Here is a 15022-nt window from a genome sequence, read left to right as displayed (position 1 = left end):
ACCCGATCACGATCGTCACTGTCCGGAATCAGATCGTCACACCGGACGGAAAAGGCCACGTCCGTTCGAGCCGCGGCACTGCGTCCGGTCGGACGTTGTCGCACCTGGAGGGCACAATCGGTGGGTGCACGAGACTTTCACTGACCTGGGATCCGTCGATGCGCCGTCCGGTGTGCTGGTGCTCGGCATGGCCGGGTGGATCGACTTCTGGCGGGAGCTGGACGAGCCACTCCCCGAGCGCGCCAGGGCGGCGGCGTCGGCGGGGGGAGGACATCTTCGCGAGGAGTTGTGCGAGGCGGTCGCGGTCCCCGCTGCCGACGACCGGCCGTTGAGGGTGAGAGCGAGCACCTCGCCGTCCCCGTTCGACGAGGAGCCGACGATCGCGACCCTGGAGATCGCCCTCGGGCTCCCGTGGCCGGAAGCCGCGGACCGATCCGCGCCGATCCGCCTCGGGGATCTGCCGGTCGACCGGTGCGGGATGGCGATCGGCGACGCCGTGGGGCTGCACGCGTGGACAGGGATGGAGGACGAACCGGCCGACGGGCTCGCCGACCTCTTCTACTGGGGCCTGTACGAGGACGACGCGCACGCTCGGTTCGGCGGTGAACGGATCGCGCAGTACGGCGTGGACGGGCCGCACGGCTGGCTCGACCTCCCGCTGGCCGAGGCGGCCGCCCGCGCGGCCGAACTCTCCGCCTGGCGCGACCGCCTCCACGGCAGGGGCCTCATGGTCTCGATCGACAAGCACACCGACTACCACCGGTTCCGCCGCGCCGGGTGGCACCACCCGCTCCACGTCGGGGCGATCGAGGTGGGCGGCTGCCGGGTGCTCGGCATCGAATGGGATCAGGGCGACCACTCGGTCAGGCACCACGGCGGTCGCGACGCCGACCAGGTCTACCCGGTCACGCTCGAGGCCGACGACGCGGGCGAGATGGCGATGCGGTGGACCATCCCGCCCTACCCCTTCGACGAGGAGGACGAGGAGGCGCAGCAAGTCGGTTTCTGAGTGTGACCGGGTGGGGTCCCGGGCCCCGCCATCTGTTCGACGGCTACCGGGACCCCGCGGAGCTGGAGCCGCGTCTTCAAGGACTCCATCTCCGCCAGGGTGCCCACCACCCCGTCGCTGCTCAGCTGCTCGGCAAGCCCCCGAGCCTGCGGCAATGTGACGCCCGGGACTTCGCGGAAGACCTTCATGGCCTGGACCAGACTTGGTACGGGACCGGCCAGCCGCAGCCTGGTAGCTCCATTCTCTGCCAGCAGCGCCTGTCGCCACCCATCGTCGGGCGCCGACCCCGATCCGGCGTACTCGCACCGACGGGAGCCGCAGCTGTCGCAGTGGAACTCGGCATCCCAGCAGACCTTGCCGAAGTTGACGAACTGGTTCACCTGCCGCACCGCCATGTCGCCGCACTCGCAGAGCGCCGCCATCTTCACCGTCTGGCCAGTCACCCGGACACCCCTCCGCCCAGTTCGCGCCGTCGAATCCCCCACCGCGGAGATCCTGCCTGGCTGCATCCGCGCACAGTACCGCCTGCCTGCGGAACCGGCCGACGGTCGAACCCCGGTGAGACGGCCCACGCGCGTGACCCGTGCGTTCGGGGCCACCCCGGCCCGCTCCCTGCACGGCCGCCCTCCGGCCGCAGCCACGGCCACGGCCGGAGGGCGCCGGCCACCGACCGCCGGCGTGCGGGTCAGATGACTTCGAGGTTGGCCATCATCCCCATGTCCTCGTGTTCGGCGTTGTGGCAGTGGAAGAGGTAGCGGCCGCGGTAGCCGTCGAAGCGCGTGATGATCTCCGCGGACTCCCCCGGCCGCAAGGAGACGGTGTCCTTGAGCCCGGCGTCGTGGGGCAGCGGGGGCTTGCCACCGCGGGAGAGGATCCGGAAGCCCACCAGGTGCAGGTGAACGGGGTGGTGGACGTCGGCGATCAACCGCCACACCTCCACGTCGCCCAGACCGACCGTGACGTCCGAGCGGGCCGGGTCGAAGGGGCGGCCGCCGATCAGCCAGCCGTGGCCGCCGTCCATGCGCCCGGCCCGGAAGGCGAAGTCCCGTACGCGGACCGCGTCCTGGCGGCGCCAGTCCGGTAGGTCGGCGGCGAGCGCAGCGGGGATGCGGCTGTCGTCGCGGGCGGTTCGGGCGACTCGGAAGGCCAGCACGTCGCGGGTGCGTGCCGTGCCGAGCCGGTTGCGGATCCTGACCAGGCTGCCGGGCGGCAGGCCGGCGAAGTCGACGACGACGTCGTAGCGTTCGGCCGGCGCGATCGGCAGGAAGCGGTGGGTGACGGGGGCGGCGAGCAGGCCCTGGTCGGCACCGATCTGGACGAGGTCGAGGCGGCGTCCGTCCTCGCAGAGCGCCTCCAGCTCGTAGTGCCGGGCGTTGGAGGCGTTGAGCAGGCGCAGGCGGTAGCGGGCGGCGTCGACCTCGCGGACGGGCCAGGGGGCGCCGTTGACCAGGATGACGTCGCCGAGGACGCCGGCGAGGTGGGGCTCGGTGACGCCGGGGCGGCTCCGCAGCTCGGGGTCGAGGGAGGGGTACTGGAGGGTGCCGTCGGCGGCGAACGCCCGGTCGGTGATCACCAGGGGCAGCTCGCGCTCGCCGGCGGGCAGGCCCAGGGACTGTTCGGCGTCGTCGCGCACGACGTGCAGACCGGCCAGGCCGCGCCAGACGGCCGGGGCGGTGAAGTCCATGCGGTGGTCGTGGTACCAGAGCATGGTGGGGCGCTGGTCGTTGGGGAAGGTGTACTCGCGGGTCAGGGTGGTGGTGACGGCCCGGGGGTCGTCCATCCGGCCCCCGCCCGGCGTCCCCGGCATGCCCGCCATCCCTGGCATGCCTGGCATGCCCGGCATGGCCGACATCGTCGCCGTCCCGGGCATCCCTGGCATCGCCGCCATGCCGGGCATGCTCTGCGAGCCGGTAGCGGGGGCGGGCCAGCCGGTGGGCAGGACGAGGTCGGTCGGGTAGCCGTCGGAGTCGGCCGGGGTGCGTCCGCCGTGCAGGTGGACGACCGTGGGCACCGGCAGCTCGTTGCGGTGGGTGACGATCACGGGGCGGCCGCGGCGGGCCTCGATCGTGGGGCCGGGAAAGGTGCCGCCGTACGTCCACAGCGGTGTCCTGACGCCGGGCAGGATCTCGGCGGTCACCTGCCGCTGGGTGATCTCGTACCGGTCCGCGCCGCCCGAGGTGGCGACCGGCGACAGGACCGCGGGCAGTGGCAGCGGCACCTGGTGGGCGGGCGGCAGGGGCACCTCGCTGCGCAGCTCGGCGCCGGTGGCGGCCGGGCGGCGGGCGAGCGCGGCGGAGGAGGTCAGGGCGCCGGCGGCCAGCAGGCCCAGCGCCCCGCCGATGCCCAGCAGCCGGCGCCGGGACAGGCCGTCGCTCTCGGCGAGCCGGTGGCGGTCAGTCATCGCCCGCCTCCTGCTGCCCGGTGCGGCCGGGGAACGGCGCGCGCCACACGGCGCCCGCCAGGACGACCAGGCCGGCGATGGTCGCCACGCCCAGCGGCAGGTGCAGCCACAGCGCGCCGTCCAGGCCGGCGAAGTACTGCACCGTCTCGGCGGCGACCACGACGAGCGTGGCGGTGAAGGGCCAGGAGCGGCGGGCGCGGGCCCACAGCACCCCGGCCGCGACCAGCTGCGCGTAGCCGAGGGAGGTGGTGAGGTTCGCGCCGAGCTCGTGCCAGCGCAGGGCGTCGAAGTCGCCGCTGAGGTAGACACCGGCGAAGACGGGCTGGCCGCAGACGGCGACCAGGTGCGCGCCGGTCAGGGTGCGCAGGACCCATCCGGCGGGCCCGGTCCGCACCCCCGTGCCGGACCGGGCCGCGGTGCCCGGGGTGGGCCTGCCGGCTGCGATGGCCATGGAACGTCCTCTCCTGAACTGCCGCACCGGAGCTCGGTGTTGCCCGGTGCGTGACCACCTCCGACGTTATGACCTGGCGGGTATCGTGTCTAAGATCAGTATTGCTATGACGTTATGCCGTGGACGGCATGGAACCCGGGGGCCGACGGTGGACCTGAACACGCTCACCCAGTTCCTCGCGGTCGCGCGGCTGGAGCACCTGAGCCGGGCGGCGGAGGAACTGCGCGTCGCCCAGCCCTCGTTGAGCCGGTCCGTCGCCCGGCTGGAGGCGGAGCTGGGCGCGCCGCTGTTCGAGCGGGGCGGCCGGTTGCGGCTGAACCCCGCCGGGCACCTGTTCCGCGGCTACGTCGAACGGGCCCTCGGTGAACTGGAGGCCGGGCGCCGGGCGGTGGCCGAGGCGACGGGGGACGGATCGGGGACGGTACGGCTGGCCTCCGAGACCTTCCTGGCCTTCAGCACCCCGCTCGCGGCGTTCAAACGGGCGCACCCCGCCGTGGAGATCGAGCTGCACCAGCTCCCGGCCGCCGAGATGGCCCGCCGGCTGCGGGCCCAGGACATCGACCTGGCCGTCGCCTCGCAGCCGATCCCCGCCGAGGGCCTGGAGTCGGCCCCGCTCCTGGACGAGGAGGTCGGGTTGGCCGTGCCGCCCGGCCACCGGCTGGCCGGGCGCGCGTCGGTGGACGTCGGGGAACTCGCCGAGGAGCCCTTCATCGCCGCCCGCCCCGGGCACTGGCAGCGCCGCCTGCTGGACCGCCTGTTCGCGGCGCAGGGCCTGACGCCGAGGATCGTCTGCGAGGGCGACGAGGCCGGCGCCATCGCCGAACTGATCAGCGCGGGCCTGGGCATCGGCCTGGTGCCCGACATCGCCCGGCGCACGGCCACCCGCGTCCCGCTGGAGTGGGTCGGCGTCGACAGCCCCGACTGCCGCCGCGCCCTGACCCTGTACTGGGCCGGCGCGGCACACCCGCCCGCCCCGGCCCGGGCCCTGCGCGAGGCGCTCACCGGCTGGGACTGGGCCGGCGGGCGGCAGGAGCCCTCCTAGATCTTGCCGGAGAAGGTGTCGCAGCGGGCGAGGTCGCCGCTGCGGTAGCCGGTGGTGAACCAGGCCCGGCGCTGGTCCGAGGAACCGTGCGTCCACGCCTCCGGGTTGATCCTCCCGGTGGCCTGCTTCTGGATCCGGTCGTCGCCCACGGCGGCGGCCGCGTCCAGGCCCTCGGCGATGTCCTGGTCGGTGAGCGAGGCGATCAGCGGACGGCCGGTGGAGGGCTGCGGGGTGGTGGTGGCGTGGTGCGCCCACACCCCCGCGTAGCAGTCGGCCTGCAGTTCCAGACGCACCGAGGCACTGTTCGCGCCCTGCCGGTCGTTCCCGACCTTCTGCATCGTGCCGGTCAGGGTCTGGATGTGGTGGCCGTACTCGTGGGCGACGACGTAGGACTCGGCGAACGGACCGCCCTTGGCGCCGAAGCGGGAGGACAGCTCGTCGAAGAACCCCAGGTCGAAGTAGGCCTTCTGGTCGCCGGGGCAGTAGAACGGGCCCACCGCCGAGGTCGCCGGCCCGCAGGCGGTGGAGACCCGGTCGGTGAACAGCACCGTCTGGGCGCTCTTGTACGCGATCTTGGTGCGGGCCGGCAGCTCGGTGCGCCAGAACTCCTGGAGGCTGTTGGTCACCGCCGTGATCCGGCAGTCCTGGCGCTTGTTGGCGTCGGCGCCGCTCTTGCAGGACTGCTGGACCTGGCCGTCGGTGCGCACGCCGGACGAGGACGAGGTGCCGGAGCCGGAGCCCGACGACAGGCCCAGCAGCTGCGGGTCCACGCCGAGGACGACCGCCAGCAGCACCACGATCAGACCCGCCGCCCCGCCGCCGATGGCCACCTTCCCGCCCGGCACACCGCGCCGGTCGTCCACCTGTGAGGTGTCGAGGTCGCCCTGGTCATCGAACTGCATGCCCTGCCTGCCTGCTTCCGTCGCTCTGTGGGTCGTGGTCCGCCGGGTGTCGGCCCGCCGGATGCCGCTCTGTCGGGTGTCGGTGTATCGGTGTATCGGTGTATCGGTTTGTCGCTGTTCGCGCTGTTCTGCGCGCCGCCTTGCGGCCCGCCCAGCCTACGGGCAGCGGCGCCCGGCACGCATGAGGGCAGGGCCTCCACGCCCTGACGGTGAGGCACGCCCCGTACCGGGACGAAGCCGGGAACTCGGACCGGACGGGTTCGGGGTGGACCTGTCCCCCGCGTTCATCGACCTCGCCCGCCGGGCGTACCCCGACCTGCGCTTCGAGCGGGTTCGAGGGGCGCCCTGGAGACGGCCGACGGACAGCGGGGCGGCGCCGTCTCCTGGCACCCGCTCGTCCACACCCCCGCCCGGCGAACCGCCCCCCACCTCGCCTCGGCTGCCGGTTCGGCGACAGCGAGAACCCCGGACCAGGGGGCGAGCGACAGGGGGCGAGCAGCAGGAGGCGGGCGGCGGAGGCGCTACGGCGCCCGGAAGTGCAGGACCGGCTCCCGCCAGCCGTCGTCGGGCACCCCGGCGTCCAGCGCGGCGCCGATGGCGCGTTCCTCGTAGCCGAAGTGGGACTCCATGATGGCGGCCAGGCCGTCGAGTTCCCGTCCGATCGCCTCGAGGTCGCCGTCCGGTGAGGCGGTGGCCCGCTCGGCCTCTTCGGCGAGTTCGCGGACGCGCGTGAGGATGCCCGCGATGAGGCCGTGGTCCTCGACGAGGGCGGCCACGGTCGGTGCGAGGTCCGGCCGTTCGCGCACCAGGGCGGCGAACAGGCCCTCGTCCTCGCCCTGGTGATGGTTGGTCAGGGCCGTGCAGAACGCCAGGCAGTGGGTGAGGAGCGTGTCGCCGCCGGCCGGGCGGCGACGGCCGAGTCCGGTTCGGACCTCGGTGAGGTGGCGGCGCAGATCCCGGTGTGCTCGGGCGAGTTGGGCGCTGAGGGCGGCCGTGCGGCCGTCGGCGGAGGAAGCCACGGTGGGTGGTCCCTTCGGTCCGGCACCTCCATGCCTGGCGCAGTCCGCCACCGGTACGCGATGCTGCCCGCCATCCGATCACGGCACCGGCCGTCGGGGCAAGCGCGAGCCCGCGTCCGGGGCCGGGGCCGGGTCCGGGTCCGGGGCCGCGTTCGGGGCCGCGACCTGGGCGGGGTCGGCGTGGCGCGCGGGGCGGGGGCGCCCGAGGAGGATGCCGGTGGCCACCAGGGCCAGTCCCGCGCCCTGGCGCGTCCCGAAGGCATCCCCGTCGAGTGTGGTGCCCAGCAGCACCCCGGCCAGCGGGTTGAGCAGTCCGAGCAGACCGACGGTTCCGGCCGGCAGGTGGCGCAGCCCGGCGAACCAGCAGGCGAAGGCGAGCGCGGTGGCCACCAGGGCGGTGTAGCCGAAGGCGAGCAGGGTGGGGGTGGACTGCGGGGGCGGCGCGCCCTCGACGACGGCGGCGAACGGCAGCAGCAGCAGCGCACCGGCGGTCAGCTGCCAGGCGGTGGCGGCCAGCGGGTCGGCGCCGTCGCGCCAGCGGGCGGAGAGCACGTAGCCGACGCAGGAGACCAGCATCGCTCCCACCGAGGCCGCCAGGCCGGTCCGGTTGAGCGCGCCGAGCGGGCCGAGCAGGGCCAGTGCGACGCCCGCCAGTCCCACCAGGGCTCCGGCCAGGTGCGCCGGGTGGGGGCGCTGGCCGGCGAGCGCCCAGGCGGTGAACAGCATGACCAGGGGCGAGGCGGCCATGACGGTGGCGGCGGTGCTGGTGGGCAGCGACTGGGAGGCGAGGTAGAGCAGGACGAAGAAGAGTGCGGTGTTGAGGAGTCCGAGCAGGGCGCTGCGGCGCCACCAGGGGCCGCGGGGGCGGCGGCGGACGAGGGCGAGCAGGAGCAGGCCGGCGGGCAGGGCGCGCAGGGTGGCGCCCCACAGCGGGCGGTCGGGTGGCAGGTAGGCGTGGGTGATCCAGTAGTTGGTGCCCCAGGCGAGCGGCGCGAGCGCGGTCAGGAGGGCCCAGCGGAGTTTCGCTTCCATGGAAGGTAATCTAGCTTCCCGGGAAGCTATCCCGATAGGGTGGTCGCATGCACCCGGACGTTGACCATGTCGCGCTGATCCAGGCCGAGTGGCGGCGCGAGCGCCCCGACCTCGACGTCTCCCCGCAGGCCGTGATCGGGCGCCTGCACCGCCTCGCCGCCCGCCTGACCGTCGAGCTCACGCTCGTCTACCAGCGCTACGGCCTCGGCGAGGGCGAGTTCGACGTGCTCGCGGCGTTGCGGCGCGCCGGCGCCCCGTACGAGCGGGCCCCCGGTGAACTCGCCGCGCACACCATGGTCACCACCGGCGCGATGACCAAGCGGATCGACCGCCTGGAACGCGCCGGGCTGGTCACCCGCCGCCCCGCCGAGGACGACCGGCGGGCCCGGGTGGTCGGCCTCACCGAAGCCGGCCTGCGCCTGATCGACGAGGCGTTCACCGCCCACATGCGCAACGAACACCGCCTGCTCGCCCACCTCAGCCCTGAGGAGGCCGCCGCCCTCCAGACCCTGCTCACCGCCTGGCAGCACCGGCTGGACGGCACCGGGTCCGCGCACCCCACCCCGTGACGCGGGCCACTGGCACTCAGGGCCCGGCGGCCCGCTCCACCCCCAGCGGACCCGACGCGCCGGGAACCGTCTACCGTGCCCGTATGCACAGCGACCACAGCCCCTGGGACGTCCTGCTCATCGGCGGTGCGTCCGGCCTCGGCAAGAGCCGCGCCGCTGCCGCCCTCGCCGCCCGACACGGCGCGTTCACGGTGGAGTTCGACGATGTGGTCGCCGCGCTGCAGGCCGCCACCACCCCCGCCACCCACCCCGGCCTGCACCACTTCGACGCCCAGGGGGACGACGACCTCCACGCCCCGGACGACCCGACGGGCTCCCGGACCGGCTCTCCGGAGGAGTCGCCGGAGGAGTCGCCGGACGCGCAGCGGGTGCTCGAGCTGCAGATCGCCACCGCCCACGCCCTGGACGAGGCCCTGCTCGGCGTGGTGCGCAACCGGCTGACCGTGGACGTGCCGGCCGTCATCGAGGGCGACTACCTCACCCCGGCCGCCGCCGCCCGCTGCGCGGCCGAGGCCGGGCGGCGCGGCCGCCGGGTGCGGGCGGTCTTCCTGCACGAGCACGACCCGGCGCGCATCAGCGCCAACTACGCCGACCGGGAGCCCGACCTCGGCCCGCAGCCCGAGCGCGCCGAGGTCAGCGCCCGCTACTCCGCCTGGCTCGCCGACCAGGCCCGGGCCCACGGCCTGCCGGTGGTGGACTGCCGGCCCTACGCCACGCTGGCCCGGCGGCTGGCGGCCGCCCTGGCCTGAGCGGCGCCGAGCGGGTGCCCGCCGTCAGGAGGCCTAGGCGTCCTCGATGTCGGAGATCAACTTGGTGCTCAGGTCGCTCTGCACCGCGAGCCGGGTGTCCCCGGCGTCCGGCCCGGTGCCCCAGGTGAGGGTGACGGTGGTGAACAGGTGCCCGGCGCCGGAGTCGTGGTACGCCGCTGACCAGGCGGTGGGCACGTCCTGGGCGCGCAGCACGCCGTCGGCGTGGTTGGCCTCCTCCCAGGCCGCCAGCCGCTGGCGCAGGTCCTCGGTGAGGTAGTGGGCGCGCAGCTCGTCGGAGAGGTCGTCCGTTCCGTCGGAGACGGCGTCGATGTAGGCGCCGTAGAAGTCGGCGACGCGGTCCACCGCCGAGTCCGGGCTGCCGCTGCGACGGGCAACGCCCGTCTGGGTGTCGGTCATGGAACATCCTCTTCGTCGGGGCCGGGGCGCCGCTGGCGGTTCGGCCGTCAGGTGACCCGCACCGGACAACGAGCCGGGGGCCCTGGGGTTTCGCCCCGCTCGGTCGCAACCGGTCGGGGCCTCAGCCGAGTTGGCGGCGGGCGCCGCCCCGGCCGCCTGCCGGGCCGCCCGCCGGGAGGGGAGCGCGCGGCCGACGGAATCCGGCACGGCGGCGTACCGTCGTGGCGAGTGCGGGTGGGACGGGAGGCGGGCGGTGCTGATCGTGGTGAGCGGCGGGCCGGGCAGCGGCAAGACGACGCTGGCGCACGCGCTGGCGGGGGCGGTCGGCTGTCCGGCGGTGTGCCGGGACGAGCTGAAGGAGGGCCTCGTACACGCGGGCACCGCCGGCACTTCGAGTGCCGCAGGCACCGCCGACTCTGCGGGTGTCGAGCCCGGCGGGGTCGACGGAACGGTGCGGGCCGTGTTCTTCGAGGTGCTGGGGGTGCTGGTGCGCGCGGGGGTGAGCGTGGTCGCGGAGGCCGCGTTCCAGGACCGGGTGTGGCGCCCCGGTCTGGAGCCGCTGGCCGCGCACGCCGAACTGCGGGTGGTGCACTGCGAGGTGGAACGGGCGCTGGCCCGGCGGCGGATCGCCGCCCGCCTGGCCACCGGCGGGCACCGCGGCGCGCACGCCGACCGCGAGCTGCTCGCCGCCCCGTCCGGCACGGGCAACCTGCTGGACGACTTCACGCCGCTTTCCCTGCCGGGCGTTCCACGGCTGTGCGTGGACACCGCCCACGGCTACGATCCGCCGCTGGCGGAGATCGTGGCGTTCACGCGGCACTGAGGGTGGCACCGGGCCCGTGGGGCGTCGTCGGCGCTCGGAACCGGTCGTTCCGGAATCCCCGACGGACCGCCCGCGACGCGGCGAGCACGCCGCAGCGCCGCGCCGCCCTGTCGGTCCCGGCCGGCAGGATGGGTGGTCCTGCCGCAGCAGACGCGCGGCGGATGACGCCTGGAGGACGAGATGACCGGTGGAGACCGGCCCGGTGTGCGGGCTTCCGCAGCAGCGGTGGCCACGAGTGCCGGGATGCTGGGGCTCTGGGATCCGGCGGCTTTCCGACGTGTCGTGGACCACGACTCGTGGGAGCGGGAGCTGCTGGAGGACGAGGACGTGTCGCGGCACATCCGTGCCAGCTCCTTCGTACCCGTGAACATCGGCGTCGACGGAGCCTTCGGATTGCTGGTTCGGGTGGGTGTCCAGGGCCGACCGGCCGAGCTGAGTAGGCGTGAGGCGGGCCGCCTCGCCGTCTCCTCCTCGCCCTATCTGTTCGTCTCCACGGGGCTGGCCTGCCTGAGCGGGATCGAGGACGTGAGCGCGGAACCGGACGACGCCGTGCTGGGCGTGCCGGTGGAGCCGGGCGAGCACGCCGTCACCGTGCACATGATCGACTGGGAGGCCGAGCCCGGCAGCCGTGACGGGAGCGGCCTCCCCGTCGCCGACGCCCTCCCCGACTTCGTGGTCCTGATCAACCCGGTCGGCAGTGCCGAGGGGCCGTGGCGCAGCAGTGTGGAGACCTTCGAGCGCCCGGGGCAGTGAGGCAAGGGCGGCTGCCGCGGGGCTCGACGTCGCGTCCGGGCCCGCGCAATCGGCCGGCCGAGCGGAGGGCGGCCGGAGCCCGGCCGCCCTCCGCTCCCCTACGAGGCGCGGGCCAGTTCGGCGTTGGCGCGCTCGGCGACCAGCGCCAGCACGCGGCCGGCGACGGCGAGGTCCTCGGCCGGGATGCCGGCGTACACGCGGGCGGTGATGGGGGCGGTCTCGGCACCGGTGCGTTCGAAGAGCTCGCGTCCGGCGTCGGTGAGCCGGATCAGGGCGGGCTGCTCCGCGTCCGTTTCCAGCAGCCCGGCGCGAACCGTCCGGTCGAGGACGGCCCGCACGGCCCCCTCGCCGGCCTTCAGCGAGCCGTTGACGTCGATGACGAGTGCGTCACGCTCGATGCGGCCGCCGGCGGCGGTGACGGCCCGCAGGACGACGCTCTGCTCGAAGGTGAGGCCGTGGCGGGCGAGGACGCCTTCCAGGAGGGCGCGCGAGGCGTAGTGGGCCAGGGCGATGGCGCGGGGGTTGAGGGGTGCGGGCGCCCCGGTCGTGCTCGTGGTGGTGGTCGTGGTGGTCATGACTGGTGCTCCTCGTCGTCGGTGCGCGGGTCAAGAGGTGCGTCGAGCAGGACGGCCAGATCGCGGGCGAACTCGCGGGCGCGCGGCCCGTGTTGGCCGCCGAGCGGCTCCAGCAGCTGGTCCAGCAGTCCCTGGACCGCGGTGATGGACCGGGCGGTGACCTCGTGTCCGTGCTCGGTGAGCGTCAGCTGCATGGCGCGCGGGTCGTCCGGATCCCGGGTGCGTGCCACCAGCGCGGCACCTTCCAGCGCCCGGGCGAGCTTGGAGACGTACAGCGCCTCCAGCCCGGTGTGGTCGGCCAGCCGGCGCTGGCTGGGCCGCAGGCCGGAGCGCCCCATGCCGTACAGCGAGGCGAGTACGGCGTACTGCGCGTGCGTCAGGCCCAGCGGGGCGAGGGCCCGGTCGACCGCGACGCGCCACTTCATCGACAGGCGCCAGACCAGGAAACCGGTGGTGGCGCTCTCGGCTGCTGAACTCATGGCGAATACTGTACATGGCTACTATGTCCATGGCTACTGTTTTCGTGACCGGAGCCGCGCCCCGGCGGCCGGACGCAGCGGCCAGGCACAGCAGCCAGGCACAGCGGCTCGGCACAGCGGCTGGGGACGCGGACGACGAGCCGGCGGCCTCAGGCGGCGGCGAGGGCCCGGGGCAGGTCGTCGAGGGTGTGCAGGACGCGGATGCCGGGCGCCACCGGGGCGCGGGAGGCGGCGCGGTCGAGCCAGAATGCGGTCAGCCCGGCCCGGTGGGCACCCTCGGCGTCGAGGACGTACTTGTCGCCGACGTAGGCGACTTCACCGGGAGGCAGGCCCAGGGCCGCGCAGCCGGCGAGGAAGATGCCGGGGGCGGGTTTGGCCTCGCCGTGCTGGTCGGAGCAGACGAAGGCGTCGGCCACGTAGTCGAGCAGTCCGACGGCATGGAGCTTACGGCGCTGGTGGTCGGCGTCGGAGTTGGAGACGACGCCGAGCCGGTAGCGGGGCGCGAGGGCGGCGAGGGTGGGGGCCACATCGGGGAAGGCGGCCCGGGCGGCGTCGCGGTGGGCCGCGTAGCCGGCAAACCAGGCGGCGGCCTGCTCGTCGGTGAGGTGGTCGGCGTCGGCGCGGCCGAGGTGGGCCAGGAAGCGGCGGGTGCGCTCGTACTGCTGGGCGCGGAAGGTGAGTTCACCGGCGAGGAAGCGCGCGTACTGGATTTCGGTGACGGCGCGCCACAGTTCCAGGGCCGCCTGCGGGGAGACGGAGGCGTCGGGTCGGCCGCCCGCGCGCAGATGGGCCAGGAGGCCGGCCGCCTCGGAGCCGGAGTAGTCGAACAGCGTGTCGTCGACGTCGAAGAGCACGCCCCTGATGGTCGGCACGGACCGCCCCTTTCCGCTCGGTGTGTGAGCCCGTTGCGCATCCGCCTCGTTCGCGCGCGGGCGCGCTCAGGCCGGCGCGCCCGCCGCGGCGAGCAGGGCGTCGAGCAGGCCCGGGAAGCGGGCGTCCAGGTCGGCCCGCCGGAGGCTGACGAAGCGGTTGCGGCCGGCGACGCGGGTGGTGGTGACGCCGGCTTCGCGCAGGACGCGCATGTGGTGGGAGACGGTCGACTTGTGGAGGTGGTCCAGGCCCAGGTCGCGCGGATCGCAGGAGTGCTCGGCGCCGTCGGCGTAGCTGAGCAGCAGGCGCATGCGCACCGGGTCGCCGAGGGCGTGCAGGACCGTGACGAGGTCGATGTCGGCGGTGGCGGGCTGGGCAAGCCGCTCGTCTGCGGTCATGGACTCGACTCCGGCGTCTCGGGTTGTCGGCGCACCGGGCGGCGACGCGGATGGTTTGACAATCATCCACCAATCCTCAATTGTTTGACGAGCATCAAACGGTTGCATGTTCGTCCAACAATCTTCCCGGGGGGCCTTTCCCGTGCCCGTACGCCTGCTCCTGCTCGCCCTCGGCACCTTCGCCATGGGCACCGACTCCATGGTCATCGCCGGCATCCTCACCCCGATCAGCACCGACCTGGGCGTGTCGGTGGGCTCCGCCGGCCAGCTGGTCACCGTCTTCGCGCTCGGCTACGCGCTCCTGGCGCCGCCGCTGGCCGCCGCCACCGCCCGCTGGCCGCGCCGGCGCCTGCTGCTGACCGCCCTCGCCGTCTTCGGCGCGGCCAACGCCCTCAGCGCCCTCGCCCCGACGTACGGCCTCCTGCTGGCCACCCGCGTCCTGGCCGCCGCCGGCGCCGCCCTCTACACCCCGACCGCCAACGCGGTGGCCACCACCCTCGTCGCCCCCGAACGCCGCGGCCGCGCCCTGGCCACCGTCCTCGGCGGCATGACGGTCGCCACCGCGCTCGGCGTGCCGCTGGGCACCTGGATCGGCCACGCGAACTGGCGGCTGACCATGTGGCTGGTCACCGCCCTCGCCGCGGCCGCCCTAGCCGGCCTCGCCGCCCTGCTGCGCGACCTGCCCGCCCCCGCCGCCGCCCCCACGCTCGGCGCCCGCCTCACCCCACTCACCCGGCCCCGGGTCCTCGGCGCTGCCGCCACCACCCTGACCTTCTTCCTCGCCTTCCAGAGCGTCTACATCTACCTGGCCACCGCCGTCTCCGGCGCCACCGGCGGCGACGCCGACCGGCTCGGCCTCGTCCTGCTCACCACGGGCCTGGCCTCGGTGGCCGGCAGCTGGCTCGGCGGACGCCTCGTCGACCGCGTCGGCGTGCGCCGGGTGCTGCTCACCGGTTCCGCGATCGCGGCCGGCGCCTTCACCGCCCTGCCCTGGCTCGGCCGCACCATGGCCGGATCGCTCGTCTACGCGGCGGTGGTACCGCTGGCGGGCTGGGCCGTGTCCGTGGCGCTGCCGCACCGGCTGGCGTCGATCGATCCGCACAGCGCGCCCCTGCTGATCTCCCTCAACAGCAGCGCGCTCTACCTCGGCACGGCCGCCGGCGGCGTCGCGGGTTCCGCGGCGATCGCCCTGCTCGGGCCCCGCTGGTTCCCGCTGGCCGCGGCCGGGCTGGCGCTGGCGGCCTGCATGACGGCGGCGGCCACCACCCGCGACCAGCGGCCAGCCCGACGGCCCCGCCCGGCGGGCGCCGCGCCGGGGAACCGAAAGGACCGCACGCCTGCTGGGGCGTGACCGGCCGCGCGACGGACCGGTGGGCGTGACCGGCCGCACGACGGACCGGTGGGTGTGACCGGCCGCACGGCGAGCGGGTGGCACGACGGGGCGCACGGCGAACCGGTGATGTGACCGCTCGCGGGGGGCAGCGCCGCTCGAGGCCGGCAGCCCCGGTGCGGCGGGCCGGCGCTGCCCGGCCC

17 protein-coding genes are annotated in these 15022 nt (G+C 74.7%); 7 read left to right on the top strand and 10 right to left on the bottom strand.

The features are described from left to right. The first annotated feature begins 124 nt into the window (after window positions 1-124). The gene (locus ABT247_RS14320; RefSeq protein WP_350742498.1) at window positions 125-1009 is read left to right on the top strand and encodes a hypothetical protein; all 885 of its coding nucleotides are present in this window, start codon (window positions 125-127) and stop codon (window positions 1007-1009) included. 685 nt (window positions 1010-1694) lie between these two features. Here ABT247_RS14320 and ABT247_RS14315 read toward each other — a convergent pair. Together ABT247_RS14315 and ABT247_RS14310 are read right to left on the bottom strand one after the other, a co-directional pair. After that, the gene (locus ABT247_RS14315) at window positions 1695-3410 is read right to left on the bottom strand and encodes a multicopper oxidase family protein (RefSeq protein WP_350742496.1); all 1716 of its coding nucleotides are present in this window, start codon (window positions 3408-3410) and stop codon (window positions 1695-1697) included. Then, window positions 3403-3861, bottom strand: coding sequence for a hypothetical protein (locus tag ABT247_RS14310; RefSeq protein WP_350742494.1), 459 nt, complete (start codon window positions 3859-3861; stop codon window positions 3403-3405). Before ABT247_RS14310 ends, ABT247_RS14315 begins: the two co-directional genes overlap by 8 nt. Before the next feature lie 148 nt (window positions 3862-4009). Here ABT247_RS14310 and ABT247_RS14305 point away from each other — a divergent pair, with 148 nt between their 5' ends. Further along, on the top strand, window positions 4010-4903 hold the full coding sequence (locus tag ABT247_RS14305; RefSeq protein ID WP_350742492.1) for a LysR family transcriptional regulator: 894 nt from the start codon (window positions 4010-4012) through the stop codon (window positions 4901-4903). On the opposite strand, the gene ypfJ is transcribed toward ABT247_RS14305, so the two are convergent. The 3 genes from ypfJ to ABT247_RS14290 form a co-directional block, all read right to left on the bottom strand. Beyond that, window positions 4900-5805 (bottom strand): KPN_02809 family neutral zinc metallopeptidase, encoded by a 906-nt coding sequence (gene ypfJ, locus ABT247_RS14300; RefSeq protein WP_350742490.1) that lies wholly within the window; start codon window positions 5803-5805, stop codon window positions 4900-4902. The genes ABT247_RS14305 and ypfJ overlap by 4 nt on opposite strands. 521 nt (window positions 5806-6326) lie before the next feature. Beyond that, a complete protein-coding gene (locus ABT247_RS14295) occupies window positions 6327-6824 on the bottom strand; it encodes a hemerythrin domain-containing protein (protein ID WP_350742488.1) in 498 nt (165 codons plus the stop codon). 78 nt (window positions 6825-6902) lie between these two features. Beyond that, on the bottom strand, window positions 6903-7856 hold the full coding sequence (locus ABT247_RS14290) for a DMT family transporter (RefSeq protein ID WP_350742486.1): 954 nt from the start codon (window positions 7854-7856) through the stop codon (window positions 6903-6905). 47 nt (window positions 7857-7903) lie between these two features. Here ABT247_RS14290 and ABT247_RS14285 point away from each other — a divergent pair, with 47 nt between their 5' ends. Further along, window positions 7904-8425 (top strand): MarR family winged helix-turn-helix transcriptional regulator, encoded by a 522-nt coding sequence (locus ABT247_RS14285; RefSeq protein WP_350742484.1) that lies wholly within the window; start codon window positions 7904-7906, stop codon window positions 8423-8425. An 83-nt stretch (window positions 8426-8508) separates the two neighbouring features. After that, window positions 8509-9174 carry an AAA family ATPase gene (locus tag ABT247_RS14280; RefSeq protein ID WP_350742482.1) on the top strand — a complete coding sequence of 222 codons (666 nt, stop codon included), beginning with the start codon at window positions 8509-8511 and terminating at the stop codon, window positions 9172-9174. 33 nt (window positions 9175-9207) lie between these two features. On the opposite strand, the gene ABT247_RS14275 is transcribed toward ABT247_RS14280, so the two are convergent. Then, a complete protein-coding gene (locus ABT247_RS14275) occupies window positions 9208-9591 on the bottom strand; it encodes a hypothetical protein (protein ID WP_350742480.1) in 384 nt (127 codons plus the stop codon). A gap of 253 nt (window positions 9592-9844) precedes the next feature. On the opposite strand from ABT247_RS14275, the gene ABT247_RS14270 reads away from it, so the two are divergent. Both ABT247_RS14270 and ABT247_RS14265 read left to right on the top strand, forming a co-directional pair. Next, window positions 9845-10414 (top strand): P-loop nucleotide/nucleoside kinase family protein, encoded by a 570-nt coding sequence (locus ABT247_RS14270; protein ID WP_350742478.1) that lies wholly within the window; start codon window positions 9845-9847, stop codon window positions 10412-10414. 282 nt (window positions 10415-10696) lie between these two features. Next, window positions 10697-11167, top strand: a complete 471-nt coding sequence (locus ABT247_RS14265; protein WP_350742476.1) for a hypothetical protein — start codon at window positions 10697-10699, stop codon at window positions 11165-11167. Between the two features lie 98 nt (window positions 11168-11265). On the opposite strand, the gene ABT247_RS14260 is transcribed toward ABT247_RS14265, so the two are convergent. From ABT247_RS14260 to ABT247_RS14245, 4 genes are all read right to left on the bottom strand, one after another. Further along, window positions 11266-11742, bottom strand: a complete 477-nt coding sequence (locus ABT247_RS14260) for a winged helix DNA-binding protein (protein WP_350742474.1) — start codon at window positions 11740-11742, stop codon at window positions 11266-11268. Then, complete coding sequence (locus ABT247_RS14255) at window positions 11739-12221, bottom strand: MarR family winged helix-turn-helix transcriptional regulator (RefSeq protein WP_350742472.1); 483 nt, start codon at window positions 12219-12221, stop codon at window positions 11739-11741. The genes ABT247_RS14260 and ABT247_RS14255 overlap by 4 nt, the downstream gene beginning before the upstream one ends. 149 nt (window positions 12222-12370) lie before the next feature. Next, on the bottom strand, window positions 12371-13093 hold the full coding sequence (locus ABT247_RS14250; RefSeq protein ID WP_350742470.1) for an HAD family hydrolase: 723 nt from the start codon (window positions 13091-13093) through the stop codon (window positions 12371-12373). Window positions 13094-13159: 66 nt separating this feature from the next. After that, entirely contained in the window at window positions 13160-13489 is a 330-nt protein-coding gene (locus tag ABT247_RS14245; RefSeq protein ID WP_350742468.1) for an ArsR/SmtB family transcription factor, read from the bottom strand. A gap of 142 nt (window positions 13490-13631) precedes the next feature. On the opposite strand from ABT247_RS14245, the gene ABT247_RS14240 reads away from it, so the two are divergent. Then, window positions 13632-14840, top strand: a complete 1209-nt coding sequence (locus tag ABT247_RS14240) for an MFS transporter (RefSeq protein WP_350742466.1) — start codon at window positions 13632-13634, stop codon at window positions 14838-14840. Window positions 14841-15022 lie beyond the last annotated feature (182 nt).

Origin of the sequence: Kitasatospora sp. NPDC001539, from assembly GCF_040298565.1 — a bacterium.
Lineage (GTDB): Bacteria > Actinomycetota > Actinomycetes > Streptomycetales > Streptomycetaceae > Kitasatospora.
This window is presented reverse-complemented; position numbering and strand designations above follow the sequence as displayed.